This window comes from Thermomonas sp. S9, assembly GCF_024704365.1.
Classification (GTDB): domain Bacteria; phylum Pseudomonadota; class Gammaproteobacteria; order Xanthomonadales; family Xanthomonadaceae; genus Thermomonas.
Map to the genome: position 1 here is coordinate 1,075,815 of NZ_JAJDFY010000001.1, position 23,104 is coordinate 1,098,918.

23 protein-coding genes and 3 pseudogenes are annotated in these 23,104 nt (G+C 69.9%); 11 read left to right on the forward strand and 15 right to left on the reverse strand.

The window, feature by feature from the left end; translation table 11 throughout:
• Positions 1–135 precede the first annotated feature (135 nt).
• Positions 136–1,839 carry an asparagine synthase B gene (gene asnB, locus LJB71_RS05340; RefSeq protein WP_259303368.1) on the forward strand — a complete coding sequence of 568 codons (1,704 nt, stop codon included), beginning with the start codon at positions 136–138 and terminating at the stop codon, positions 1,837–1,839.
• 1 nt (position 1,840) lies between these two features.
• Here the strand turns inward: asnB and LJB71_RS05345 are convergent.
• Positions 1,841–3,146: pseudogene (locus LJB71_RS05345) on the reverse strand (diguanylate cyclase).
• Positions 3,147–3,341: 195 nt separating this feature from the next.
• Here LJB71_RS05345 and LJB71_RS05350 point away from each other — a divergent pair.
• Entirely contained in the window at positions 3,342–3,581 is a 240-nt protein-coding gene (locus LJB71_RS05350; protein WP_259303369.1) for a hypothetical protein, read from the forward strand.
• 110 nt (positions 3,582–3,691) lie between these two features.
• Here the strand turns inward: LJB71_RS05350 and LJB71_RS05355 are convergent, their stop codons facing one another.
• From LJB71_RS05355 to ccoN, 11 genes and pseudogenes are all read right to left on the reverse strand, one after another.
• On the reverse strand, positions 3,692–4,348 hold the full coding sequence (locus LJB71_RS05355; RefSeq protein WP_259303370.1) for a sulfite exporter TauE/SafE family protein: 657 nt from the start codon (positions 4,346–4,348) through the stop codon (positions 3,692–3,694).
• Positions 4,349–4,458: 110 nt separating this feature from the next.
• Positions 4,459–4,536 (reverse strand): annotated as a pseudogene (gene ccoS, locus LJB71_RS05360) (cbb3-type cytochrome oxidase assembly protein CcoS); the annotation flags it as partial.
• 78 nt (positions 4,537–4,614) lie between these two features.
• Complete coding sequence (locus LJB71_RS05365) at positions 4,615–6,807, reverse strand: cation-translocating P-type ATPase (RefSeq protein WP_259303371.1); 2,193 nt, start codon at positions 6,805–6,807, stop codon at positions 4,615–4,617.
• Between the two features lie 104 nt (positions 6,808–6,911).
• The gene (locus LJB71_RS05370) at positions 6,912–7,424 is read right to left on the reverse strand and encodes a FixH family protein (protein ID WP_259303372.1); all 513 of its coding nucleotides are present in this window, start codon (positions 7,422–7,424) and stop codon (positions 6,912–6,914) included.
• A 65-nt stretch (positions 7,425–7,489) separates the two neighbouring features.
• Positions 7,490–8,884, reverse strand: coding sequence for a 4Fe-4S dicluster domain-containing protein (locus tag LJB71_RS05375; protein ID WP_259303373.1), 1,395 nt, complete (start codon positions 8,882–8,884; stop codon positions 7,490–7,492).
• Positions 8,812–9,039, reverse strand: a complete 228-nt coding sequence (locus LJB71_RS05380; RefSeq protein WP_259303374.1) for a hypothetical protein — start codon at positions 9,037–9,039, stop codon at positions 8,812–8,814. Before LJB71_RS05380 ends, LJB71_RS05375 begins: the two co-directional genes overlap by 73 nt.
• Before the next feature lie 7 nt (positions 9,040–9,046).
• Positions 9,047–9,340 carry a hypothetical protein gene (locus tag LJB71_RS05385; protein ID WP_259303375.1) on the reverse strand — a complete coding sequence of 98 codons (294 nt, stop codon included), beginning with the start codon at positions 9,338–9,340 and terminating at the stop codon, positions 9,047–9,049.
• Between the two features lie 6 nt (positions 9,341–9,346).
• Positions 9,347–10,282, reverse strand: a complete 936-nt coding sequence (ccoP, locus tag LJB71_RS05390) for a cytochrome-c oxidase, cbb3-type subunit III (RefSeq protein ID WP_259303376.1) — start codon at positions 10,280–10,282, stop codon at positions 9,347–9,349.
• A complete protein-coding gene (locus LJB71_RS05395; RefSeq protein WP_259303377.1) occupies positions 10,279–10,437 on the reverse strand; it encodes a cbb3-type cytochrome c oxidase subunit 3 in 159 nt (52 codons plus the stop codon). The genes ccoP and LJB71_RS05395 overlap by 4 nt, the downstream gene beginning before the upstream one ends.
• A 19-nt stretch (positions 10,438–10,456) precedes the next feature.
• Positions 10,457–11,071 carry a cytochrome-c oxidase, cbb3-type subunit II gene (gene ccoO / locus LJB71_RS05400; protein WP_259303378.1) on the reverse strand — a complete coding sequence of 205 codons (615 nt, stop codon included), beginning with the start codon at positions 11,069–11,071 and terminating at the stop codon, positions 10,457–10,459.
• 9 nt (positions 11,072–11,080) lie between these two features.
• A pseudogene (gene ccoN / locus LJB71_RS05405) lies at positions 11,081–12,521 on the reverse strand (cytochrome-c oxidase, cbb3-type subunit I).
• 133 nt (positions 12,522–12,654) lie between these two features.
• Between ccoN and LJB71_RS05410 the strand changes: the two are divergent.
• On the forward strand, positions 12,655–13,425 hold the full coding sequence (locus LJB71_RS05410; protein ID WP_259303379.1) for a helix-turn-helix domain-containing protein: 771 nt from the start codon (positions 12,655–12,657) through the stop codon (positions 13,423–13,425).
• A 51-nt stretch (positions 13,426–13,476) separates the two neighbouring features.
• Here the strand turns inward: LJB71_RS05410 and LJB71_RS05415 are convergent, their stop codons facing one another.
• From LJB71_RS05415 to nirK, 3 genes are read right to left on the reverse strand one after another with little or no spacing between them, the layout of a single operon-like run.
• On the reverse strand, positions 13,477–14,079 hold the full coding sequence (locus tag LJB71_RS05415) for an SCO family protein (protein WP_259303380.1): 603 nt from the start codon (positions 14,077–14,079) through the stop codon (positions 13,477–13,479).
• Entirely contained in the window at positions 14,076–14,870 is a 795-nt protein-coding gene (locus LJB71_RS05420) for a formylglycine-generating enzyme family protein (RefSeq protein ID WP_259303381.1), read from the reverse strand. The genes LJB71_RS05415 and LJB71_RS05420 overlap by 4 nt, the downstream gene beginning before the upstream one ends.
• Before the next feature lie 4 nt (positions 14,871–14,874).
• A complete protein-coding gene (gene nirK / locus LJB71_RS05425; protein ID WP_259303382.1) occupies positions 14,875–16,401 on the reverse strand; it encodes a copper-containing nitrite reductase in 1,527 nt (508 codons plus the stop codon).
• A 406-nt stretch (positions 16,402–16,807) separates the two neighbouring features.
• On the opposite strand from nirK, the gene LJB71_RS05430 reads away from it, so the two are divergent.
• The 8 genes from LJB71_RS05430 to LJB71_RS05465 all read left to right on the forward strand — a co-directional run bounded on the left by LJB71_RS05430 (position 16,808) and on the right by LJB71_RS05465 (position 23,057).
• Entirely contained in the window at positions 16,808–17,815 is a 1,008-nt protein-coding gene (locus tag LJB71_RS05430) for an alginate export family protein (RefSeq protein ID WP_259303383.1), read from the forward strand.
• Positions 17,812–18,030: a DUF2249 domain-containing protein gene (locus LJB71_RS05435; RefSeq protein ID WP_259303384.1), complete on the forward strand. Its 219-nt coding sequence runs from the start codon at positions 17,812–17,814 to the stop codon at positions 18,028–18,030. The genes LJB71_RS05430 and LJB71_RS05435 overlap by 4 nt, the downstream gene beginning before the upstream one ends.
• Before the next feature lie 10 nt (positions 18,031–18,040).
• Positions 18,041–19,294: a hypothetical protein gene (locus LJB71_RS05440; protein ID WP_259303385.1), complete on the forward strand. Its 1,254-nt coding sequence runs from the start codon at positions 18,041–18,043 to the stop codon at positions 19,292–19,294.
• On the forward strand, positions 19,291–19,671 hold the full coding sequence (locus tag LJB71_RS05445; RefSeq protein WP_259303386.1) for a putative zinc-binding protein: 381 nt from the start codon (positions 19,291–19,293) through the stop codon (positions 19,669–19,671). Before LJB71_RS05440 ends, LJB71_RS05445 begins: the two co-directional genes overlap by 4 nt.
• Positions 19,668–20,123: a chorismate mutase gene (locus tag LJB71_RS05450; RefSeq protein ID WP_259303387.1), complete on the forward strand. Its 456-nt coding sequence runs from the start codon at positions 19,668–19,670 to the stop codon at positions 20,121–20,123. Before LJB71_RS05445 ends, LJB71_RS05450 begins: the two co-directional genes overlap by 4 nt.
• A complete protein-coding gene (locus tag LJB71_RS05455) occupies positions 20,116–20,520 on the forward strand; it encodes an SCP2 sterol-binding domain-containing protein (RefSeq protein ID WP_259303388.1) in 405 nt (134 codons plus the stop codon). The genes LJB71_RS05450 and LJB71_RS05455 overlap by 8 nt, the downstream gene beginning before the upstream one ends.
• Positions 20,521–20,586: 66 nt before the next feature.
• The gene (gene nadA, locus LJB71_RS05460) at positions 20,587–21,615 is read left to right on the forward strand and encodes a quinolinate synthase NadA (RefSeq protein WP_259303389.1); all 1,029 of its coding nucleotides are present in this window, start codon (positions 20,587–20,589) and stop codon (positions 21,613–21,615) included.
• Positions 21,612–23,057 carry an FAD-dependent oxidoreductase gene (locus LJB71_RS05465; RefSeq protein ID WP_259303390.1) on the forward strand — a complete coding sequence of 482 codons (1,446 nt, stop codon included), beginning with the start codon at positions 21,612–21,614 and terminating at the stop codon, positions 23,055–23,057. The genes nadA and LJB71_RS05465 overlap by 4 nt, the downstream gene beginning before the upstream one ends.
• Positions 23,058–23,104 lie beyond the last annotated feature (47 nt).

Sequence of the window (23,104 nt, forward strand, 5' to 3'; positions counted from 1 at the left end):
CGAACCATCGTGCGCGGCTGCGGGCCCGCGCATAGGCGAAGCAAGAGCAAGCCGGAATCACCCAAAGCCCGCATCGAGAGATGCGGGCTTTTCGTTGCACGCCTGCCCACCACCCCACGACAAGGACCTCCCCCCATGTGCGCCATCTTCGGGATCTTCGGGCTGCAGCCCGGTGACGACCTCCACGCCCTGCGGCGCGAAGCGCTCGACCGCTCGCGCCGCCAGCGCCACCGCGGGCCAGACTGGAATGGCGTCCATGTCGACGACGCGGCCATCCTCGTGCACGAGCGCCTGGCCATCGTCGATCCGGCCGGAGGCGCCCAGCCGCTGCTGTCGGCCGATGGCGTGCTTGTGCTGGCGGTCAACGGCGAGATCTACAACCACGTCGTGCTGAAGGACGCGCTGCGCGAGCCGTATGCATTCCAGACCGCCTCCGATTGCGAGGTGATCAACGCGCTGTACCGCGAGGACGACCCGGCGGCGTTCCTGAATCGCCTCAACGGCATCTTCGCGTTCGCGCTGTGGGACCGCGCGAACGGGCGCGCCCTCATCGCCCGCGACCCCATCGGAGTCGTACCGCTGTACTGGGGCCACGACGCGGAAGGCCGCCTGCGCGTGGCGTCGGAGATGAAGGCGCTGGTGGACGATTGCGCCGACGTGGCGGCGTTTCCGCCCGGCCACTGGTATGACGGCGCGACCGGCGAACTGGTGAAGTACTACGCGCCGGCATGGCGTCACTACGAGGCGGTGGAAGGCGTGGATGTGCCGCTGGCGGAACTGCGCGCGGCGTTCGAGGCCGCGGTGCGGCGGCAGCTGATGACCGACGTGCCCTACGGAGTGCTGCTGTCCGGCGGGCTGGATTCCTCGCTGGTGGCGGCGGTGGCCGCACGCTACGCACGCCACCGCATCGAGGACGGCGACCGGTCCGAGGCGTGGTGGCCGCGTCTGCACAGCTTCGCGATCGGGCTGAAGGGTTCGCCGGACCTTGCGGCCGCCGAGGTCGCCGCGCGCGCACTGGGCACCGTGCATCACGGCTTCGAATACACCTTCGAGGAGGGCCTGGACGCGGTGCCGGAGGTGATCCGCCACGTCGAGACCTACGACGTCACCACCATCCGCGCGTCCACCCCGATGTTCCTGCTGGCGCGCCGGATCAAGGCAATGGGGGTGAAGATGGTGCTGTCGGGCGAGGGCAGCGACGAGCTGTTCGGCGGCTACCTCTACTTCCACAAGGCGCCGGATGCGCGCGCCTTCCACGATGAGCTGGTGCGCAAGCTGGAGGCCTTACACCAGTTCGACTGCCTGCGTGCGAACAAAGCGATGATGGCCTGGGGCGTGGAAGCGCGGGTGCCGTTCCTGGACGTCGAGTTCATCGAGGTGGCGATGCGCATGGACGCCGCGTTCAAGATGGTGCGCAAGGGCGATCCCGGGCCGCAGCGGATGGAGAAGGGCGTGCTGCGCGCTGCGTTCGCCGGGTATCTGCCGGACGAGATCCTGTGGCGACAGAAGGAGCAGTTCAGCGACGGCGTGGGCTACGGCTGGATCGACGGCCTCAAGGCGCATGCCGAGGCGCAGGTCTCCAACCGCGTGCTGGCGGCCGCGACCGCGCGCTTCCCGGTCAATCCGCCGCAGGGCAAGGAGGCGTACTGGTACCGCCACCTGTTCGAGCAGTTCTTCCCCGGGCAGACGGCGGCGCAGACGGTGCCGGGTGGGAAATCGATCGCCTGTTCCTCGCCGGCGGCGATCGCCTGGGATGCCGCGTTCGCGGCGATGGCCGATCCGTCCGGGCGCGCGGTGGCGGGCGTGCACCACGCTGCGCCGCCCGTCGCCACGCGCTGACTCAGCGCGGCTCCAAGCCGCGCAGCTGGTTGCGTCCGCCGGCCTTGGCCAGGTACAGGTGGCGGTCGGCTTCGCCGAGCAGCTTGTGCAGGTTGGGGCATTGCGCATCGCGCTGGCAGGCGCCGATGCTGATGGTGATGCGCAGCGGGCGGCCGTCGATGTCGAGTTCGATCGCCTGCACCGCCTCGCGCAGGGCCTCCAGGTGGCGCGCCGCAGCCTCGCGGTCGAGGCCATGGATCAGCATGCAGAACTCCTCACCGCCGAAGCGCCCGCTGAAATCGTTGGCGCGGGTGTGCTGCTGCAGCACCTGCGCCATCGCGCGCAGGGCCTGGTCGCCGGCCTCGTGGCCGTAGCTGTCGTTGACGTGCTTGAAATGGTCGATGTCGATCATCGCCACCGTCACCGCGTCCGCCGACGGCTGCGCCAGCAGGCGCTCGCTGTGCTCGAGGAAGCTGCGGCGGTTGGGCAGGCCGGTCAGGAAGTCGCGGGTGGCCAGGTCCTGCAGGGTGCCGATCAGCTCCAGCTGGTCGATGTTCTGCGAGACCCGGCAGAAGAATTCCTCGCGCGAGAAGGGTTTGTGCAGGACGTCGTTGGCGCCGCCCTTCAGGAAGCGCGGGATCAGCGAGGCATCGGTGCTGCCGGATACGCCGATCACCGCCATGCGGTCGCGCGCGCGCAGCTGGCGCAGGCGGCGGGTCAGCTCGATGCCGTCCATCATCGGCATCTCCTGGTCCACGATGCACAGGCGGATGCCGGGGTCGGCCTCGACCGCGCGCAGGGCAGAGCTGCCGTCGGCCACGTGCGCCACCTGGTAGCCCTGCGCCGCCAGCAGCGAGGCGATGAACGAGCGCGACGCCAGCGAGTCGTCCACCACCAGCGCGCCGATCCGGCGGTTGCGTTCCAGCCGGCGCACCAGCTCACACCAGGTAGTCCAGGCTGTCCGGCGTGCTTTTCAGCACATAGTCGATGATCTGCTGCTGCAGGGCGCGCTGGCGCAGTTCCTCGTCGTACACGCCGCTGACCACGATGGTGGGCAGGCCACGGACGGCGAAGAACTCCAGGATCTGGTCGCGGTCGCCGTCGGCCAGCACCATCCCGGTCAGCGCCAGGAACCAGTCGTCCCGGGCGTCCAGCAGGCGGGCGGCATCGGCCAGGGTGGCCGCCACCTCCACCGGCAGCTCCAGCTGCTGCTCGATCGCCGCGCGCAGCATCGAGGTGTAGGCCCGGGAGTTCTCCACCACCAGCACGCGCTGGGGCAGGGGCGGGTGCGCATGCCCGGCAGGCGGCAGGGCGGTGGCGGTCGGCATCAACGGTGGTTCCGGGCTGGGTGGCGGCAGGACGTGTGCATGGGTGGGGGATACGTGTTTTTACCATGAAGGGCGGCCGCGATTGCGCCCGCCTGTGGGCATGAACGAAGTTTCACGCTGTGGTCATTGCGGCGCAGCGCGGGCAGGCGCAGGCTGCCATCGCCCGTCCGGGCGCCACCATTCGGGAGAGTCCGCATGAACACCATTCTGCAGTCCATCGCGCTGGCCACCACCCTGCTGTTCGCCACCAGTGCCTTTGCCATGCCCCAGGCGGGCGCCACCGCCGCCAAACCCGCCAAACAGGCCTGCCGCGACGGCAAGGGCAAGTTCATCAAGTGCGAGGCCGCCAAGCCCGCCAAACAGACCTGTCGCGACGACAAGGGCAAGTTCACCAAGTGCCCGGCGGCGCCGGCGGGCACAGCAGCGAAGAAATAGGAAGCGCTGTGGGCTGGGCGTCGCGGCAGGCCTGCGGCGCTCAGCCCGGCGGCAGGCTGCGGCAGCCCAGCGCGCCCAGCAGGCCGTGCAGGGCCGGGGCCTGCATCAGCTCAGGGCGCGGCCACGGTGAGCAGGCCGGAGGCGATCACCAGCCCGGCGGCGGCATTCCGGAACGGGCCGCGCTGCAGGCGCTGGCCGAAGCGCGCGCCGGCCCAGGTCAGCGGCACCATCACCGGCAGGGTGCCGAGCCCGAAGGCCGCCATCGTCAACGCGCCGTGCACGGCGCTGGCGCTGAGCCAGGCGGCGGCGAGCAGGGTGGTGGAGAGGCCGCACGGCATCCAGCCCCAGAGTGCGCCCAGCAGCAGGCGCTTGCCGGCGGTGTCGGCCGGCAGCAACCGCCGCTGCAGGGGACGCAGCGCCTGCCACAGGCGGCTGCCGGGCCCGCCGGAAAAACGCGGCAGGCGGCCGCGGCGGTCCAGCATGCGCAGTCCGGCCAAGATCAACACCAGGCCGACCAGCGCGCGCATCGCGATGCCCAGCTGCGGCATGCGGGCGACCCCGAGCAGGCCGCCGCCGAGGCCGCCCACCAGCGCACCAGCCAGCACGTAGCCGGCCACCCGTCCCAGGTTCGGCTGCAGCGCCGCGAACCAGCCGCGCGAATGCACCGAGAAGCCGGTGGCGATGCCGCCGCACATCGCCACGCAGTGGGCGCCGCCCAGCAGTCCCGCCAGCAGCGCGGCGCCCAGCACCAGCAGGTCAATCGGCATCGCGTTCTTCCGCGGTCGAAGGCGCGGCGGCCCTGGTGAGCTGCCGGCGGCTTTTCATCGCGCAGGATGTCCAGCGCCGGGGTGTCGAGATCCTCGAACTGCCCGCTGCGCACGGCCCACACGAACACCAGCACGGCGATGCCGAGCAGGATCAGGCTGATCGGGATGAGGAACAGCAGGATGGTCATGGCGCGGGCCTGCGGGTCAGGCGCAGGGCGTTGAGCGTGACGAGCAGCGAGGATAGCGCCATTCCCAGCGCAGCCAGCTCAGGGCGTCACATGGCCGCTGGCGGCCAGCGGCAGGGCCAACAGGTTGTAGATGATCGCCCAGGCGAGATTCTGGCGGATGATGCGGCGGGTGCGGCGCGCCAGGGCGATGGCCTGCGGAACTGCGCACAGCGAGCGCGCCGACAGCACCAGGTCGGCACTGCGCTGGGCCAGCGCGGCGCCCTCGCCGATCGCGAGCGAGACATCCGCGCCCGCCAGCACCGGCGCGTCGTTCAGGCCATCGCCCACCATCGCCACCCCCCGGCCCGCCTGCTGCAACGCGCGGACCCGCGCCAGCTTGGCTTCCGGCGATTGCCTGGCATGGGCGTCGGCGATGCCGAGCGTGGCGGCCAGACGTGCGACCGCGGCGGCTGCATCGCCGCTGGCCAGATGCAGCGTCAGGCCCTGTGCGCGCAGGTGCTCGAGCGCCGGCTGCGCATCCTCGCGCAGGCCTTCGGCCACGAGCAGGCGGGCGCGCTGGCCGTGTTCGCCGCCCAGCCAGATGGCGCCGTCGTCTTCGCCGCCGGTGGCGAACGGAGCGCTTCCGATGCGCCAGTGCGCGCCGGCGATGCGTCCTTCCACGCCCTGGCCGGGAATCACCCGGACCGACTCGGCGACGGGCGCATCCTGCACGTCGGCAAATGCCGCCGCCAGCGGATGCCGGCTGTCGCGCTCCAGCGCGGCGGCGATGCGCAGCGCGGTCGCTGGCTCCAGCCCGGCGCAACGCTCGATGCCGAGCAGGCGCGGCTTGCCATCGCCCAGCGTGCCGGTCTTGTCGAAGACCACGTCGGTGACCCGCGCCAGGCGATCCAGCGCCTCCGGGCGCACCGCCAGCACGCCGATCTTCGCCAGCGCGCCGTGCGCGGCGGCCAGCGCGGCCGGGACCGCCAGCGACAGCGCGCACGGGCAGCTGATCACCAGCAGGGCGAGGGTCACCTCGAAGGCGCGCGCCGGATCGTGCGCGCGCCACCACAGGTAGACCCCGCCGGCGATCAGCGCGAGCGTGGCCACAAAGCCGGTGGCGATGCGTTCGGTGATACGGGTAAGCGCCGGACGATGCGCCTGCGCGGCTTCCACCAGCCGGGTCAGCTCGGCCAGGCGGGTGTCGGCACCGACGCGGGCAAGACGGATGCGCGCGGGCTGCTCGCGGCAGGCGGTACCGGCATAGACCGGATCACCGGCGTGGCGCACGACGGGCGTGGACTCGCCGGTGAGCAGGGATTCCTCGAAGCGGGCTTCGCGGTCCAGCAGCACGCCGTCGGCCGGCACCGGCTCGCCGGCCGCCACGTGCACGACATCGCCTACCGCCAGTGTTTCCAGCGGCACCGATTCGCGCCGCCCGGCGGCGTCTTCGCGGGTGACGAACGCGGGACGTGCCCGCGCCAGCGCATCCACCTGCGCGCTGGCAATTCCGCGCGCGCGCTGCTCCAGCTGGCGCGCCACCAGCAACAGGAAGACGAACATCACGGCCGCATCGAACCAGACGTGGACGCCGCCGCGCACGGTTTCGAAGGTGCTGGCCGCCCATGCCAGCAGGGTCGAGCCGGCGATCAGCACGTCCATGCCCAGCCGGCGCCCGCGCAGCTCGTGCCAGGCGCCGACGATGAACGGCCAGCCGGCCCAGAACACCACCGGCGTGGACACCAGGAAGGTGATCCAGCGGAAGAAGTCGCGGGTCGCCAGCGGCATTTCGCCGCGGGTGTCGAGGTACAGCGCCTCGGCGAACATCATCGCCTGCATCGCGCCCAGGCCGGCCAGCCCGATCCGCAGCAGGTCGCGGTTGCGTTCGCGCCGCCGCGCCGCCTCGCGCGCCTCGCCCGTGGCCAGGTACGGCCGGTAGCCGAGCGATGCCAGCCGCGCCAGCGGCTTCGACAGCGCGGTGCGCGCCGGATCCCAGACGATGCGAATCCGTCCGGTGACGGCATTGGCGCAAGTTTCCAGCACGCCGTCCTCGCGCGCGAGCGCATGGTCGATCAGCCAGGCGCAGGCGGCGCAGCGCATGCCGTCGGTGAGCACGGTGATCTCGCGGCCGCCCTCGACGTCGCGGGCGTGGCCGGCCAGCAGCTCCTCGCGGTCCCACGCGGCCAGCGCGGGTGCGTCGGCATCCACCCGTCCGCCCGGCGCGCTGCGCAGGCGGTAGTAGTCGTCCAGGTGGGCGTCCAGGATCCAGCGCGCGGCGGCCGCAATGGCCATCGCAACAGAACGCCTGCGCCTCGCCGTCGAGCACGGCGCGCACCGGCGGCTGCGGCAGCGGTTCGCCGCAGTGGTGGCAGGCCCCGGCCATGGCGTTCACCGCGCTACGGCTGCCCGTCGTCCAGTGACGGCCGCAGATGGGCTGCAAGCTGACCTTTCGGCATCCGCCCGCGCAGGCGCCAGGCCTCGCCGGCGACGGGTTCCAGCTGGATCAGCCAGTCGTGGTCGCCGGCAGGCGTGGCATCCGCGCGCCAGCCGGTCTCGGTGGCGGCCAGCGTCATCGACAGGTCCTGCTCGGCGCGGGTGGGGTGGTGCAGGCGCAGCTTCAACGCCGCGGTGCGGTCGAAATCGCCGCTCACCGGCAGGACTTCCATGAAGCCGTGCTCGGCATCGATGCGCACGATCGCGCCCAGCTTGCGCTGCGCTGCGGCGGCATCCGGCCCGAGGTCGGTCTGCTGGGCCTGGCCGGTGCGCTGTACCTCGTCCGGCACCGCGTCGATGCTGTCGCCGTTGCCGGCGACCTTGAGCAGCCAGATGCTGCCGGCGATGGCCGCGCCGACCAGTGCCATCATCAGCCAGACGATGGGCTGCCGCCACGGCGACGATTCGCGTTCCATTCGCTATCTCCTGGTGCCTGGCCGCAAGCCGCCACGGGAAATGCGGCGGCTTGCGACGATGAGGGTTACATGGGGCCGAAGAACGTGCTGTCAACGCGCGCCTTGGCGCTGCCGTCGTCGGCCTCGATCACGAAGGTCAATGCGTGGCGACCGCGCAGGGTGGCGGGCGCTGCCACCTCGACCGCCTGCGACACCACTTCGCCGGCCGGTACCCGCACGTCCAGCGGGGCGTCCGTGAGCGACAGCGATGCGGCGTCGGCCGACTCGATCCGCACCCGGTAGCTGCGATCCGCGTCGGTCTTGTTGACCAGTTTCAGGGTGTAGCCGTTGGCGGTGCGGTCGCCCTGCTGCTGGTACAGCGCATTGCGGTCGCGCAGCACGTCGGCGATCAGTGGGCTGCGGTTGAACACGCCCCAGGTCCACACCGCCACCAGCGTGGTGAGCAGGAAGCCATAGACGAAGATGCGCGGGCGCAGCACCCGCCCGGGCTGGCCGTCCAGCGCATGCTGGGTGGTATAGCGGATCAGCCCGTGCGGCATCCCCATCTTGTCCATCACGTCGTCGCAGGCGTCGATGCAGGCTCCGCAGGCGATGCACTCGTACTGCAGGCCGTTGCGGATGTCGATGCCGACCGGGCACACCTGCACGCACATGGTGCAGTCGATGCAGTCGCCCAGCTCCTCGGGCTCGAACTTCGGCAGCGGCGCGGCCTCCACGGCTACGCCCTCCAGCATCACCGTGCCGCCGGCGTGCAGCCGCGAGGCGGCGGCGCTGGGGTGGCGGCTGGCGCGGAACACGTAGTCGTAGGCGGTGCGCGGGTCGAGCAGGCCGCGCGCGCGCTGCAGCACGCTGGCCAAGCCCTTCTTGCGCGGCCCGCGCGGCTCGCCGCGCATCGGATCGTAGGCGATGATCAGGGTGTCGCGGTCGAACATCGCGCTCTGGAAGCGCGCGTACGGACACATGTACTTGCACACCTGCTCGCGCAGGAAGCCGGCGTTGCCCCAAGTGGCCAGCGCATAGAACAGCACCCAGAACGTCTCCCAGCCGCCCCACTGGAACGGCCAGGCGCGCGCGGCGAGATCGCGGATGGGGGTGAAGAAGCCGACGAAGGTGAAGCCGGTCCACAGTGCGAACAGCAGCCAGACCAGATGCTTGGCGCCCTTGCGCAGCAGCTTCTCGCGCGTCCATGGGCCGGCGTCCAGCTTCATGCGCTTGGCGCGGTCGCCTTCGGCCCAGCGCTCCATCCACAAAAACACTTCGGTCCACACCGTCTGTGGGCAGGCGTATCCGCACCACAGGCGACCGGCCAGGGCGGTGGTGAAGAACAGGGTGAACGCCAGGATCATCAGCAGCAGCGCCAGCAGGCTGAAATCCTGCGGCCAGAAGGTCAGCCCGAACACGTGGAACTTGCGCGCCGGCAGGTCGAACAGCACGGCCTGGCGGCCATCCCATTCCGCCACGGGAACAGGTAGTACATGCCCAGCAACCAGAACACCGCCATCTTGCGCAGGCGGTCGAAGCGCCCGGACACGTCGCGCGGATAGACCTTCCGCTCGCTCACATAGACGGAATCGCTGCCGGAATCCAGCAGGTCGATGTCGATGCGTTTGCTCACTGCACTGTTACCTGGTGCTGGGTCCGTTGAAGCGGCTGGAAGGCCGCAGCAGGATCCAGGTGAAAAGGCTGGACGACGCCGTCGCCAGCCAGAAAGTGAAGAAGCCGATGGTGTAGCCCAGTCCGCGGGTGATGGCGATGTGCGGGAAGGTCAGGTCGCGCAGTTCCAGCGGATCGATGAAGGCGAAGAACACCATCGTGGCCACCCCGGCCGCGAAGAAGCTTGGCCACAGAATGGCTCCGATTCGCTGCACCAGCGGGCGCGGCGGGTGGTCGAACGAGGGACTGGTGAAGTCGGCCATGTGCGGTCAATGCGATGGGCGTTGAGCCGCACCGGCCGGATGCGACAGCGACCATACATACGCTGCCACCAGCCGGGAGCGGGTGTCGCCCAGCACTTTACCCCAGGCCGGCATCACCCCGTGGCGGCCGTTGCCGATGGTCTCGCGCAGGGCCTCGCGGCTGTCGCCATACAGCCAGTAGCCGTCGGTGAGGTCGGGCGCGCCCATCGCCGGATTGCCCTTGCCTTCCGGGCCATGGCAGGCCACGCACAGGCCGTCGTAGAGCGCCTTGCCGCGCGCGGCAGCATAGTCGGACGGATTCCCACCCTGCGGGTCGCCCAGCTGGCGCACGTAGGCGATCACGTAGTCCACCGCGTCCGGGCCGCCCATGCCTTCCAGCACCTTGCCCCAGGGCGGCATCATGCCCTCGCGGCCGTTCAGTACCGTTTCCAGGATCTGCTCCGGGCTGCCGCCCCAGTGCCAGATGTCGTCGGTCAGGTTGGGGTAGCCCACCGCGCCCTTGCCGGCCGAACCGTGGCAGGTGGCGCAGTTGTTGCCGAAGATCGATTTGCCGAGCTTGAGTGCCTGCGGGTCGCGCGCCAGCGCGTCGATGGCCTGGCCCTTGTACGGGGCGAAGGTCTTTTCCAGCCGCGCGTTGGCGACCGCGGCCTGGCGGTCGTGTTCGCCCTGCGAGCTCCACTTGCCGAAGCCCTGGTAGGTGCCGAAACCGCCGTACCAGAACAGGTAGCCGAAGCTAAACACGATAGCGATGTAGAAGCCGTTGATCCACCAGCGCGGCATCGGCTTGTTGTACTCGGTGATGTCGCCGTCCCAGTAGTGGCTGGTGTCCTCCGGCTTGGGATCGCCGGGGCGGCGCTTGGCGGTCCACCACAGCAGCCAGGTCACCCCCAAGAGGTTGAACAGCACCAGGATGATGACGTACCAGTTCCATGCGGTGGTCATGCATTCGTCCTCCCGTTGTCGCCGGCCAGGGCTTCGCCCGCCGGCACGTCGTCATCCACCGCAAGCCGGGCGGCGGCGTCGAAGCCGCTGCGCAGGCGCGGCTGCCAGGCCCATGCCCACAGGCCGACGAACAGCAGCAACAGCAGCGTTGTCACGATTCCGGAAATCATCTGCTCAGTTCCCCCGCGGCGCGTGCTTGCCGAGGCCCTGCAAGTAGGCCACCAGCGCATCCAGTTCGGTCTTGCCGTCGACGGCCGCGGGCGCGGCCGCGATCTCGGCGTCGGTGTAGGGATCGCCCAGCCGCTTGAGCGCGCGCATGTGCGACTGCACGGTGGCGCCGTCCAGGGTGTTCTTCTGCAACCACGGGAACGATGGCATGTTCGATTCCGGCACCACGTCGCGCGGATTGATCAGGTGCACGCGGTGCCAGTCGTCGGAATAGCGGCCGCCGACGCGGGCCAGGTCTGGCCCGGTGCGCTTGCTGCCCCACTGGAACGGGCGGTCGTAGACCGATTCGCCGGCCAGCGAGTAGTGGCCGTAGCGCTCGGTCTCGAAGCGCAGCGTGCGCACCATCTGCGAGTGGCAGTTGTAGCAGCCCTCGCGGATGTAGACGTCGCGGCCGGCGAGTTCCAGCGCCGGGTAGGGCTTGACCCCGGGCAGTGGCTTGATCGCCTCGGCCTGGAACATCAGCGGGACGATCTCGGCCAGGCCGCCGATGGAGACGGCGACGGCCACCAGCACGGCCAGCAGGCCGACGTTCTTCTCGAGTTTCTCGTGTGCGATTCCCATGTCTCGTCCTCAGGCCTTCGCTTCGGCGAAGTCGGGGGCCAGGACCGGATGCTCGGCCACGCCGCGCGCCATCTTCCAGGTCTTCCACATGTGCCAGCCCATCAGGCACATGCCGGACAGGACCAGCAGGCCGCCCAGCAGGCGCCCCAGGTAGTAGGGGTAGGTGGCGACCAGCGACTCCACGAAGCTGTAGGTCAGCGTGCCGTCGGCGTTGGTGGCGCGCCACATCAGGCCCTGGGTGATGCCGGCGATCCACATCGAGACGATGTAGAACACGACGCCTATCGTGTGCATCCAGAAGTGGGTGTCGATCAGCCTGGTCGAGTACATCCCCGGCAGGCCCAGCAGGCGCGGATAGAGCGCGTACAGCGAGCCGATCGAGATCATCGCCACCCAGCCCAGGGTGCCGGCGTGCACGTGGCCCACGGTCCAGTCGGTGTAGTGCGACAGCGAGTTGACCGTCTTGATCGACAGCATCGGGCCTTCGAAGGTGGCGATCATGTAGAAGCTGATCGCCACGATCAGGAACTTCAGGATCGGGTCGGTGCGCAGCTTGTGCCACACGCCGGACAGCGTGAGGATGCCGTTCATCGCGCCGCCCCAGCTGGGCGCCAGCAGGATCACCGAGAACACCATGCCCACCGACTGCGCCCAGTCCGGCAGTGCGGTGTAGTGCAGATGGTGCGGGCCGGCCCACATGTAGATCGAGATCAGCGCCCAGAAGTGCACGATCGACAGCCGGTAGGAGTAGATCGGGCGCTGCGCCTGCTTGGGCACGAAGTAGTACATCATCGCCAGGTAGCCGACGGTGAGCAGGAACGCCACGCCGTTGTGGCCGTACCACCACTGCGCCATCGCGTCGACCGCGCCGCTGTAGACCGAGTACGACTTCCACAACCCGGCCGGCATCACGATGTTGTTGACGATGTGCAGCAGCGCCACCGCGATCACGTAGGCGCCGTAGAACCAGTTGGCCACGTAGATGTGCTTGACCCGGCGCTTGACGATGGTGCCGAAGAACAGCTCAGCCGTAGGCCACCCAGACCACCGCGATCAGCAGGTCCAGCGGCCATTCCAGCTCGGCGTATTCCTTGCTCTGGGTGATGCCCAGCGGGAGGGTGATGGCTGCGCCGAGCATCGCCACCTGCCAGCCCCAGAACACGAAACTGGCCAGCCTGTCGGAGATCAGCCGCACGTGGCAGGTGCGCTGCACCACGTACAGCGACGTGGCGAACAGCACCGAGCCGCCGAATGCGAAGATCATGCCGTTGGTGTGCAGCGGCCTGATCCGGCTGTAGGTCAGCCAGGGGATGTCGAAGTTGAGGGCCGGCCAGTACAGCTGGGCGGCGCAGAGGACGCCGACGGCCATGCCGACGATGCCCCAGAACACGGTCGCGACCGCGAACTGGTGCACCACCTTGTCGTTGTAGGTGGCAGGAATGGCGTGCATGTGGGTCTCCAGGTAATGCGCGGAAATGCTAAGGGGATGGTTGCACCTGAAACTTGATCTAGATCAAACAGCCCCGTTGGCGCGCAACTTACGGGATAATCGACACGTCGATCGATCACCCAAGGCGCCGCATATGAATCAACCGGTCCCGCTCGATCTGGCCAGGCTGCGCCGCAGCTGTTCCGAATGTTCGCTGCGCGTACTTTGCCTGCCGGCCGGCGTGGATGCGGATGACATGCGCCGCCTGGAAGCGGTCGTACAGCGGCGCAAGCCGCTGGCACGAGGGAGCGTGCTGTTCCGGGTCGGGGATCCGCTGGGCGCGGTGTATGTGGCCAGCGAGGGCAGCTTCAAGACGGTGGTGGTGAATCCGGCCGGCGAGGAGCATGTGCTGGGCTTCCACCTGCCGGGCGAGCTGTTCGGGCTGGACGCGGTGGGCAGCGGCCAGCACCGCTGCGAGGCGGTGGCGCTGGGCGACGCGCGCGTGTGCGAGCTGCCGTTCAACCAGCTGGCCGCGGTCGCGGCGCGGCTGCCCAGCCTGCAGCGGCAGCTGCTGCGGATCATGGGGCAGAGCGCGGATCTCGACCACGACCACGTAGAAGTGCTGGCCCGGCGCCAGGCCAGCGAGCGGATCGCGCTGTTTCTGCACGGGCTGGGTGAACGCCTGCGCCGGATCGGCCGCCCGGCCGACGAGTTCCTGCTGCCGATGAGCCGCGACGAGATCGCCCGCTATCTCGGGCTGGCGCTGGAAACCGTGAGCCGCGGTTTCACCCGGCTGCAGGAGGATGGGGTGATCGAGGTGCGCGGGCGCCGCGTGCGCATCCTCGATGCACGCGGCTTGCAGGCCGCGGCCTCCGGCTGCGAGGGCGGTGACCTGCCGCCGCAGAGCCGGCGCAGCCAGGCTTGAGTCGCGACGCTGAATCGCCGGCTCTGAATCACCGGGTCTAGATGGCGCCGATCAGCCGCCGGTGGCCTTGCGCACCGCGGCCACGAACTCGGGATCGGGCGGGCCGCCGATCTTTTCGGTGCGTGCGACGATGCGTCCCTCGGGGTCCACCAGGATCAGCGCACTGCTGTGGTTGAAGCCGCCGTCGGCCAGCTGTCGGTAGCGGATGCCCAGCACCCCGGCCACTGCGCGGACGTCGTCCGCCCGCGGCGTGGCCAGCGTCCAGCGTGCCGCGTCCAGCCTGCGTTGCGCGATGACCTTGCGCAGTGCGGCCGGATCGTCGCGCGCGGGGTCCATGCTGATCGGTACCACGCCCAGACGCTTTTGTTGGGCGCGTGTGAGCTCGCGCTCCACCGCCTTGCCCGATTCCACGATCAGCGGGCAGATGTACTGGCACGAGGTGTAGAACATCGCCAGCAGCCGCGGCTTGCCGCGCAGGCTGCGCCAGTCGCGGGTCTGGCCGTTGCTGTCGGTCAGCGGCAGCGGCAGCTGGTAGATCGAATCGCCCGGCAGAGCGGATGCTGCCGGTTGGGCGGCGCCCGCGGCGGTGGCCAGGCCGAGCAGGACCAGGGCGGCCAGGCCGCGCAGCAGGCGTCGGATCGATGGTGTGTTCATGGCGCGCTCCTCGCACAGCGGAATCCCAGATTGGCAGTGGTATCGCGGCCTTCCAGCGAGGACAGCATGGCCACCCGCATCAGCACTGCGTAGTTTTCGCGATCGTCCATCGACAGCGCGCCGGCGCCGCAGAACTTGCCCTTGTCGGGGTCGCCCTGGGTGCGGTTGTCGCTGTCCACCATCAGTGAGGACGCGTCCTCGACCCATTCCCACACCAGCCCGTGCAGGTCCTGCACGCCATAGACGTTCGGCGCCTGCAGGCTGACGCGCGGCAGCGGCGCGTGCGAAGGGCGCGCATACCAGCGCAGGATGCGCTCGCGCCAGGCCGGGTCGCGGCGGGCGTCAACGCGGGTTTCGTCGGCGGCCGCGGCGTATTCCCATTCGTTCCAGGTCGGCAACCGTGCGCCCAGCGACTTGCAGTAGGCCTCGGCCGCGAACCAGCTCACCCACACCACCGGGCGGTCGGGCAGGGCGTCCGGGCCGAGCGTGGTCGGCCCGGACCAGTGCGAGAGGTAGCGATCCTCGGCGAACACCCGGCTTACGCGGTCGCGCCGCCATTCGGGGTGGCGCGCGACGAAGGCCAGGAACTCGCCGTTGGTGACCGGCTTGCGCATCAGCGCGAAGGTGCGGATGTCGACGCCGTTCTTCGCGTCCTCGTAGCCGAGCACCGACTTGAACCGGCCGCCCGGGATCCCGGCGTAGCGCCCCGCCACTGCGGCGGCCGCAAGGCCGGCGAGTGGCAGGGCGGCGAGGCCGAGCGCCAAGAGCGTGGCGGCCAGAGGCTTGCGCATGGCGTCAGTGTCCAGCCGAGGCGTTGCCGGGCTTGGCGGTGCGGGCGGCGGCGGCCTGTTCCTTGCTGATCTGCCCGCCCGGGTTGCCCCAGCTGTTGAGCACGTAAGTGGCGATGTTGGCGACTTCATCGTCGGTGAGCTGGCTCATCGGCGGCATTACCGAGTTGTACTCCTTGCCGTTCACCGTGATCTTGCCGGTCAGACCATGCAGGATGATCCCGGGCACGCGGCCGGGGTTGGCCTTGATGAAATCGGAACCGGCCAGCGGCGGGAATACGCCCTCCAGACCCTTGCCGTCGGGCTGATGGCAGGTGGAGCAGGTGCCGGCGAACAGCACCTTGCCGGCCGCGATCTGCTCCTCGCGGGTCAGCCTGCCGGCCTTGGCCGAGGCAGCGGCCACCGCCACCGGCGCGCGGCTGGTGCCGGCGGCCTGGTCGCCGAGATACACCGCATCCACTTCCTTGCCGGAATAGATGTCCTTGCGCTCGGGCCCGTCCGCCTTGAGGATCGCCAGCGCGCCCTTGTTGAAGGCGCGGAAGATGCTGTGATCGACCAGCACATAGCTGCCCGGCACTTCCATGTGGAACTCCATCATCGCCGCACCGCCGGCCGGGATCAGCGTGGTCTGCACGTTCTCCTGGAAGCGGGTGCCGCCTTCGAACCAGACCTTGTCGAAGATCTCGCCGATCACGTGGAAGCTGGACACCAGGTTCGGGCCGCCGTTGCCGACGTACAGGCGCACTTTCTCGCCGGTCTTGGCGGTCAGCGCCTTGTCGCCGGTCAGCGCGCCTTCCATGCCGTTGAACAGCACATAGGTCGGATGCTCGTCGATGGCCTTCTCCATGTCGAAACCCTGGTGGCCCTTCTCGCGGTACTTGCCGGTGGTGTAGAAGTCGCCCTGCATCACGTAGTACTCGCGGTCCACCTTGGGCAGCCCTTCCGGTGGCTCGACCAGGATCAAGCCGTACATGCCGTTGGCGATGTGCATGCCCACCGGCGCGGTGGCGCAGTGGTAGACGTACAGGCCGGCGTTCAGCGCCTTGAAGGTGAACCGGCTTTCATGCCCGGGTGCGGTGAAGCTGGAGGCCGCGCCGCCGCCCGGGCCGGTGACGCCGTGCAGGTCGATGTTGTGGGGCATCTTGCTGTCCGGCATGTTGCGCAGGTGGAACTCGACGGTGTCGCCCTGGCGCACGCGGATGAAGCTGCCCGGCACGGTGCCGCCGAAGGTCCAGAAGGTGTAGGTGACGCCTTCCGAGATCGGCATCTCCTTCTCGACCACGTCCAAGGTGACGATCACTTTGGCCGGATGGCTGCGCCCGGTCGGCGGCGGCACGTTCGGCGGGGAGGTCAGCACCGCCTCGACCGGTGCACCCTGCGGCGGCCCGAAATCGCCTTTGGCCGAGCCGCCGGTGTCGTCCTGATGGACGGCGCCGCTCGGCGCCGGACTGGGTTGTTCGATGCGGCAGGCGGGCAGGCTCAGGCTGGTGGCGACGGCCAGCGCCAGGGCGGCATGCCGGAACACGGGGTTCATATGGGCTTCCCTCGATGGATGGTGGACATGTTCGGTTCGGGACCAGCATCCCGCCCGCCGCTGGGAGCGGCGTTGACTTGAATCAAACGCCGCGCCCGGTGGCCGCCCCGAAATGCGGGCGTTTGATTCAAGTCAACGAGCCTCCGTCCCGGTTCGCCCACCCTTGCCGGCACCAACATCCGTCAGAAGCACGCACCATGCCCACCAGCATTCGATGGGGTTCCCTGCTCGTACTCGCCGGTCTTGCCGCCGCGCCGCTGCGAGCCGCGGATACACCGCGTTCCGCGCTCGAGTGGGATCTGCGGGTCCGCCACGAGCAGGTGGACGATGCGGGTTTCACGCACGACGCCCATGCCACCACCGCGCGGTTGCGCGCGGGGGTGCGGCTGCGCCAGCCACCGGCTGGATGCTGCTGCTGGAGGGCGAGGGTGTGGCCGGAGCCGGGAATTACAACAGTGGCGCCAACGGCAAGGTGACGTACCCGACCGTGCTCGATCCCGCCAGCGCCGAGCTCAACCAGGCCTGGATCGGCTGGAACAACGATCGGGGCGGAGTGACGCTGGGCCGCCAGCGCATCGCGCTGGACAACCAGCGCTGGGTTGGCAACGTCGGCTGGCGCCAGAACGAACAGACCTTCGATGCCATCGGGCTGCTGTGGCGTCCCACGCCTGCGCTGACCCTGCGCTACGACTGGCTGGGCAAGGTGTATCGCGTGGCCAGCGATCGGGCGTTGAATCCATTGGCGCGCGCGCGCGATCTCGACACCCATCTGCTGAATGTCGCCTGGAAGCGGGGCGGCCAGCAGTGGGTCGGATATGCCTATCTGCACGACGATCGCGACGTCGCCAGTGCGTCCACCGCCACCTACGGCCTGCGCTGGACCGGCAGCGCCGCGCGCGAGGGCCGCGGCTTCGGCTGGAGCGCGGAGTTTGCGCGCCAGCGCAACCATGCGCACAACCCGCTGCATTACGGCCATGACTACTGGCTGCTGGAGCCCAGCTGGACCCAGGCCGGCGTCACCCTGCGCGCGGGCTGGGAGCATCTCGGCGGAGACGGGGTGACGGCCGTACAGACGCCGCTGGCGACCCTGCATGCCTTCAACGGCTGGGATGACCAGTTCCTGGTGACGCCGGCGAAGGGGCTGGATGACCGCTACCTCGGCGCCGGCGGCAAGTTCGGCCGCGGCCGTCTCGACGGCAAGCTGGCCTGGGCGCTGGCCTGGCACGATTACCGCGCCGATGTCGGCGGCGTGCGCTACGGCCGCGAGTGGAATGCCTCGCTTGGCTTTCCGCTGCCCGGTGGCCTGGTCGGCCTGGTGAAATTGGCCGACTACCGCGCCGATGGATTCTCGCGCGACAACCGCAAGCTGTGGCTGCAGGTGGAGTGGCGCGGCACACGGGCACTGGCGCCATGAACCGCCTGGATCTACGTGCGCTGCCGGCGCCGGAGCCGCTGCTGCTGGCACTGGCCGCCGCCGATGCGCTGCAGCCGGGGCAGGCGGTGGAAGTGTTGACGCCGCAGTTGCCGGTACCGTTGCTGGAGGCACTGGAAGCACGCGGTCTGCACTGGCGCAGCGAACCGTGTGCGGATCACGGCACCTGGGTGGGGATCCTGCGGCCCGTCGATTGAGGGGGATGCGATGACCAGGCTGGCCATGCAGCAGGCGCCGGCACCGGCGACGCCGCGGCGGTTCCTGCGGTGGGCGTCGCTGTGGGGGATGGCGGCCGGCTTGCTGCTGGCCGTCGATGGCGACATCGCGCTGGCCTCGCGTTGGGGGGGCGCCACGCTGGCGCTGGTGCATGCGCTGGCGCTGGGGGTGCTGGGCAACGCGATGTTCGGCAGCCTGCTGCAGTTTCTGCCGGTGGCCGCCGCTGTGCGGGTGCGCGGCGGCCGCGGCGCGGCGCTGCTGCTGCACGCACTGCTGAACCTCGGCGCGTTGCTGTTGGTACTGGCGCTGCGCCGGACCGCTCCGCTGTCGCCGTACTGGGGTGGCCTGCTGCTGCTGGCTGCGTTCGCGCTGCTGGCGGTGCTGCTGCTGCCGGGGCTGATCCGCGCTGGCGGGCAGACGCTGCTGCGCTGGGGGGTGGGCTGCGCGGTGGCCGGCGGACTGGTGGCGGCACTGCTCGGGTTGGTGCTGGCACTGACCGTGGCGGGCATATGGCGATTGCCGCTGCAGCCGCTGACCGATGCACATGCCGGCTGGGGCGTGCTGGGATGGGTGCTGGCCCTGCTGGTGGCGGTGGCGCGGGTGGTGATGCCGATGTTCCAGGGCGTGGCCGCGGTGCCTGCGCGCTTGCAGGCGGGTTGGCAGTTGGCGCTGTACGCACTGCTGTTGATCGCGCTGGTGCTGGCGCTGCGTGGCGCCTCGGCCCCGGCGCTGCGGGTGGGCGCCGGGCTGCTGGTGCTGGCCGCCGCATTGGGTGGCCTGCTGCTGCAATCGCGTGCACCGCGGCTGCGGCGCACGCCGCTGACGTATTCCTGGATGGTGGGCTTTGCCGCGCTGGCCGCGGCGGCCTGCGCGCTGCTGGCCGGGGGCGCTGCCAACCTGCTGCTGGCGGGCATGCTCTCGCTGGCGATCGGGCTGCCGCTGCTGGTCGGCGGGATGCAGCTGGAGATCTTTGCCTTTCTCGGCTGGATCGACCTGCAGCGACGCTGCGGGCGTGGGGTGCACCTGCCCGGCGTGCAGCTGCTGCTGCCGGCGCGCGACAAATTCATCGTGCTGGCGCTGCACGGGCTGTCCGCGGCGGCGCTGCTTGCCGCCACGGCGCAGCCTGCGCTGGCGCGGCTGGCCGGCGGTGCGCTGCTGCTGGCGCATGCGGCGGGATTTGCTGCGCAGTGCGGCGTCAGCTGGCGCTGCAACCGTTTTCTTGGCGCCGTGGAGGATCGACGATGAGCAGGGTACTGCCGCTGGTGTATGCGTGTTCTGGCTGTTCGAGTGCCGCACAGATGGCCAATCATCTGGCGCTGCGGCTGGATCGTGCCGGCGCGGCCGAAATGTCCTGTATCGCCGGGGTCGGCGGTGGCGTTGCCGGGCTGGTGCGCACGGCGCGCAGCGGGCGGCCGATCCTGGCGCTGGACGGCTGCGTGTTGCATTGCGTAAAGGCGTGTCTGGATCGTGCCGGCGTGGCGGCGGATGTCCACCTCGTGCTTTCCAGATATGGCGTCAAGAAGCGGAAGCACGCGGATTTCGACCCGGCGGAGGCCGACGCTTTATACGGGAAGCATGTGCTTCCGGCAGCGTGCGCATTGCATGGGGGTGTGAATCCGTGAGTGGCCATCCATCCCTGCTGGCTCCGCTGCGCCTGGCCATCGACGGTCTGGACGATGGGCTGCTGCTCTTGCTGGCGACGCGCACGCATCTGGCGCGCGCAGCCGGTGCATTGAAATCGCGTTCTGGAGTGCAGGGTCGGGATGCCAGGCGGGAGGTGGAAGTACTGAGGCGTGGGCAGGGGCTGGCGCGCCGACTCGGGATGGCGCCGCAGACGGCGCATGGCGTTCTCCGGTTGGCCATCGGGGAGGCCTGTCGTGCCCAGGGGCTGGGCTCTGATCTGGATCAAAGCACGGCAGCCGGCGCCGCCGGCATCATGCCAGCCCACGTGTCGAACGATGGTTTCAGCGCCATGCATGGACTTCCCGTTTCCCTGCTGAGGCTGGTGCCGCCCCCAGCGGCTGGCGCCATTGGCGCGCCTGATTCCCGAAGGGAGCAGGGCGCGCGTGCTTGAGAAGATGATGGCCAGGGTGCTGGCTGCACCGGTCGAGAATGGCGACCTCGATTTCATGGCCGGTCGCCGTATCGGAATCGAGGTCGGCGACCTCGATTTGCGCTGGGTCGTGACCCTGCAGGGAAAACACTTGACCGTGGTGCGCCAGCCTGCAGAAGCGACGGTGCGCGGCACCGCCACCGACCTGCTGCTGCTGGCCGGCCGGCTGGAAGATGCCGACACCCTGTTCTTCCAGCGCCGGCTGGTGCTGACCGGCGATGTCGAGCTGGGCCTGACCGCGCGCAACCTGCTGGACCGGTTGCCATGGGAAAAGGTCCCGCTGGGCCTGCGCATCGTCCTCAACCGCGGTGCCCGCTTCGCTCGCGCCGCACGTAGCGCCTATCGCGCGAAAGCCTGAGCGTCACTTCCACGCCATGCCTGCGCGGTGGCCGCGCGGGCTTGCCTGTCCCGATCCGAAGAGCCCATGAACGCATCCGCCGCGCCGTCCTGGCATCCCGCACTCGAAGCGCGCTACGCGCCGCTGGTCGAAAAGCTCGAACGCCTGATCCCGTGCATGGAGGTGCCGCTGCATCTGCCGTGGATCGACGCGATCCTCGAACTCAAGCGTCGCCGCGGCGCGTTGATCATGGCGCACAGCTACCAGGCGCCGGAGATCTTCCACGGCGTGGCCGACGTCACCGGCGATTCGCTGGCGCTGGCGCAGGCAGCGGCCGACTGCGACAGCAACCTGATCGTGCTGTGCGGCGTCCACTTCATGGCCGAGAGCGCCAAGCTCCTGGCCCCGGACAAGACCGTGCTGATCCCGGACCTGGACGCCGGCTGTTCGCTGGCGTCCTCGATCACCGCCGCCGACGTGCGCGCGCTGCGCGCGCAGCATCCGGGTGCGCCGGTGGTCAGCTACGTCAACACCAGCGCGGCGGTGAAAGCCGAGTCCGACGCCTGCTGCACCTCTGCCAACGCGGTGCAGGTGGTGGATGCCATCGCCGCCGAGTTCGGCGTGGACAAGGTGATCTTCCTGCCTGACCGCTACCTCGGTGCATGGGTGGCGCAGCAGACCGGCATCGAACTGGTGCTGTGGAACGGCGTGTGCGAGGTGCACGAAACCTTCACCGCGCAGCAGGCCAGGCATGCGCGTGAGCGCTTCGACGCCAGGATCGTGGCGCACCCGGAGTGCGCCCCGGAGGTGCTGGCCGAGGCCGATTTCGTGGGCTCCACCAGCGCCATGGGGCAGTGGCTGGCGAAGGAAAAGCCGACGCGGGTGGCGATGATCACCGAGTGCTCGATGGCCGACAACCTGCGCAACCAGTTCCCGCAGGTGGAGTTCATCAAGCCGTGCAACCTGTGCCCGCACATGAAGCGGATCACCCTGCCCAACATCCACGCCTGCCTGCGCGATTTGAAGCACGAAGTGACCGTGCCCGGGGACGAGGCGGCAGCCGCGCGGCGTGCGCTGGCACGGATGCTGGCGGTGGGGCGTCGCGACCGGGTGTGAGCACGTCCCTGCCCGTCATCATCGTTGGCGGCGGCATTGCCGGGCTGTCGGCGGCGCTGGCCGCCGCGCCGGCGCCGGTGCTGTTGCTGGCGCGCGCCTCCGGCACCCGCGGCGCCGCCAGCGCGCTTGCGCAGGGCGGTATCGCTGCGGCCATCGGTCCCGGCGACAGCCCGCAGGCGCACGCGCATGACACCTGTGCCGCGGGGAGCTTCCACAACGAGACAGCGATCGTCGATCTGCTGACGCGCGAAGCTGCGCCTGCGATCCAGTGGCTGCAGGATTTTGGCGTGGCGTTCGACCGCGATGACGGTGGCCAACTGCAGCTCGCGCGCGAAGGAGGTCATGGCTGCCATCGCATCGTCCATGCCGGCGGCGATGCCACCGGCGCGAGGGTGATGGAGACGCTGGTGTCGGCGGCGCGGCGGTCGGTCCATATCACGCGCTGGAGCGGGGTGGATGTGGATGGATTGGTGCTGCGCGGAGATCACGTCCACGGTGTATGCATTACGCGTGAGGACGGCAGACGCGAGGCGCTGCACGGGCGCGCGGTGGTGCTGGCGACCGGCGGCATCGGCGGGCTGTTCGCGCACACCAGCAACCCGGCCGATGCCGATGGCAGTGGGCTGGCGCTGGCAATGGCCGCGGGTGCGCGGGCGCGCGACCTCGAGTTCGTGCAGTTCCATCCCACCGCGCTGGCGCTGCCGGGCCTGCACAGCCTGCCGCTGGTCACCGAGGCACTGCGCGGCGCCGGCGCGCGCCTGCACGACATGCGTGGCGCAGCGCTGATGGATGGCGTGCACCCGCTGGCCGACCTGGCGCCGCGCGACGTCGTGGCGCGCCGGGTCTGGCAGGCCTGTCGCGATGGCGGCGCACTGCTGGATGCACGCACGGTCGGCGCCGCGTTCCCGCAGCGCTTTCCCACCGTGTTCAAGGTCTGCATGGACCACGGCATCGACCCGCGCGTGCAGCCGATCCCGGTGGCCGTGGCGGCGCATTTCCACATGGGCGGGATTGCGGTCGACGCCGACGGCCGCAGCTCGCTGCCGGGTCTTTTCGCAGTGGGCGAGGTGGCCTGCAATGGCGTGCACGGCGCGAACCGGCTGGCCAGCAACTCGCTGCTGGAGGGCGTGGTGTTCGGCCGCCGGCTGGGCGCACTGCTGCGCACGCTGCCCGATGGTGGACAGCCGCCGGGATGTTTCCGGATCGTACGGCGCAGGCCATCGCTGGATGCGGCGCAGCTCGACTGGCTGCGCGCGCTGATGATGCAGGCGATGGGGCCGCTGCGCACGGGCGCGGCCCTGCAGGCGGCGCTGCGGCACTGTGCGGTGTTGGCCGCGTCCGGCTGGCAGGGCGCGCTGGCGCAGGGGATGCTGGAGGCCGCGCTGCGGCGAACCGCGAGCCTGGGGGCGCATTACCGCAGCGATGCGCTACCGCCAGGCTGATACCGCCGGGAAAACGGGCACGTCCCTGTGCCCCGAAACCCGCCGCC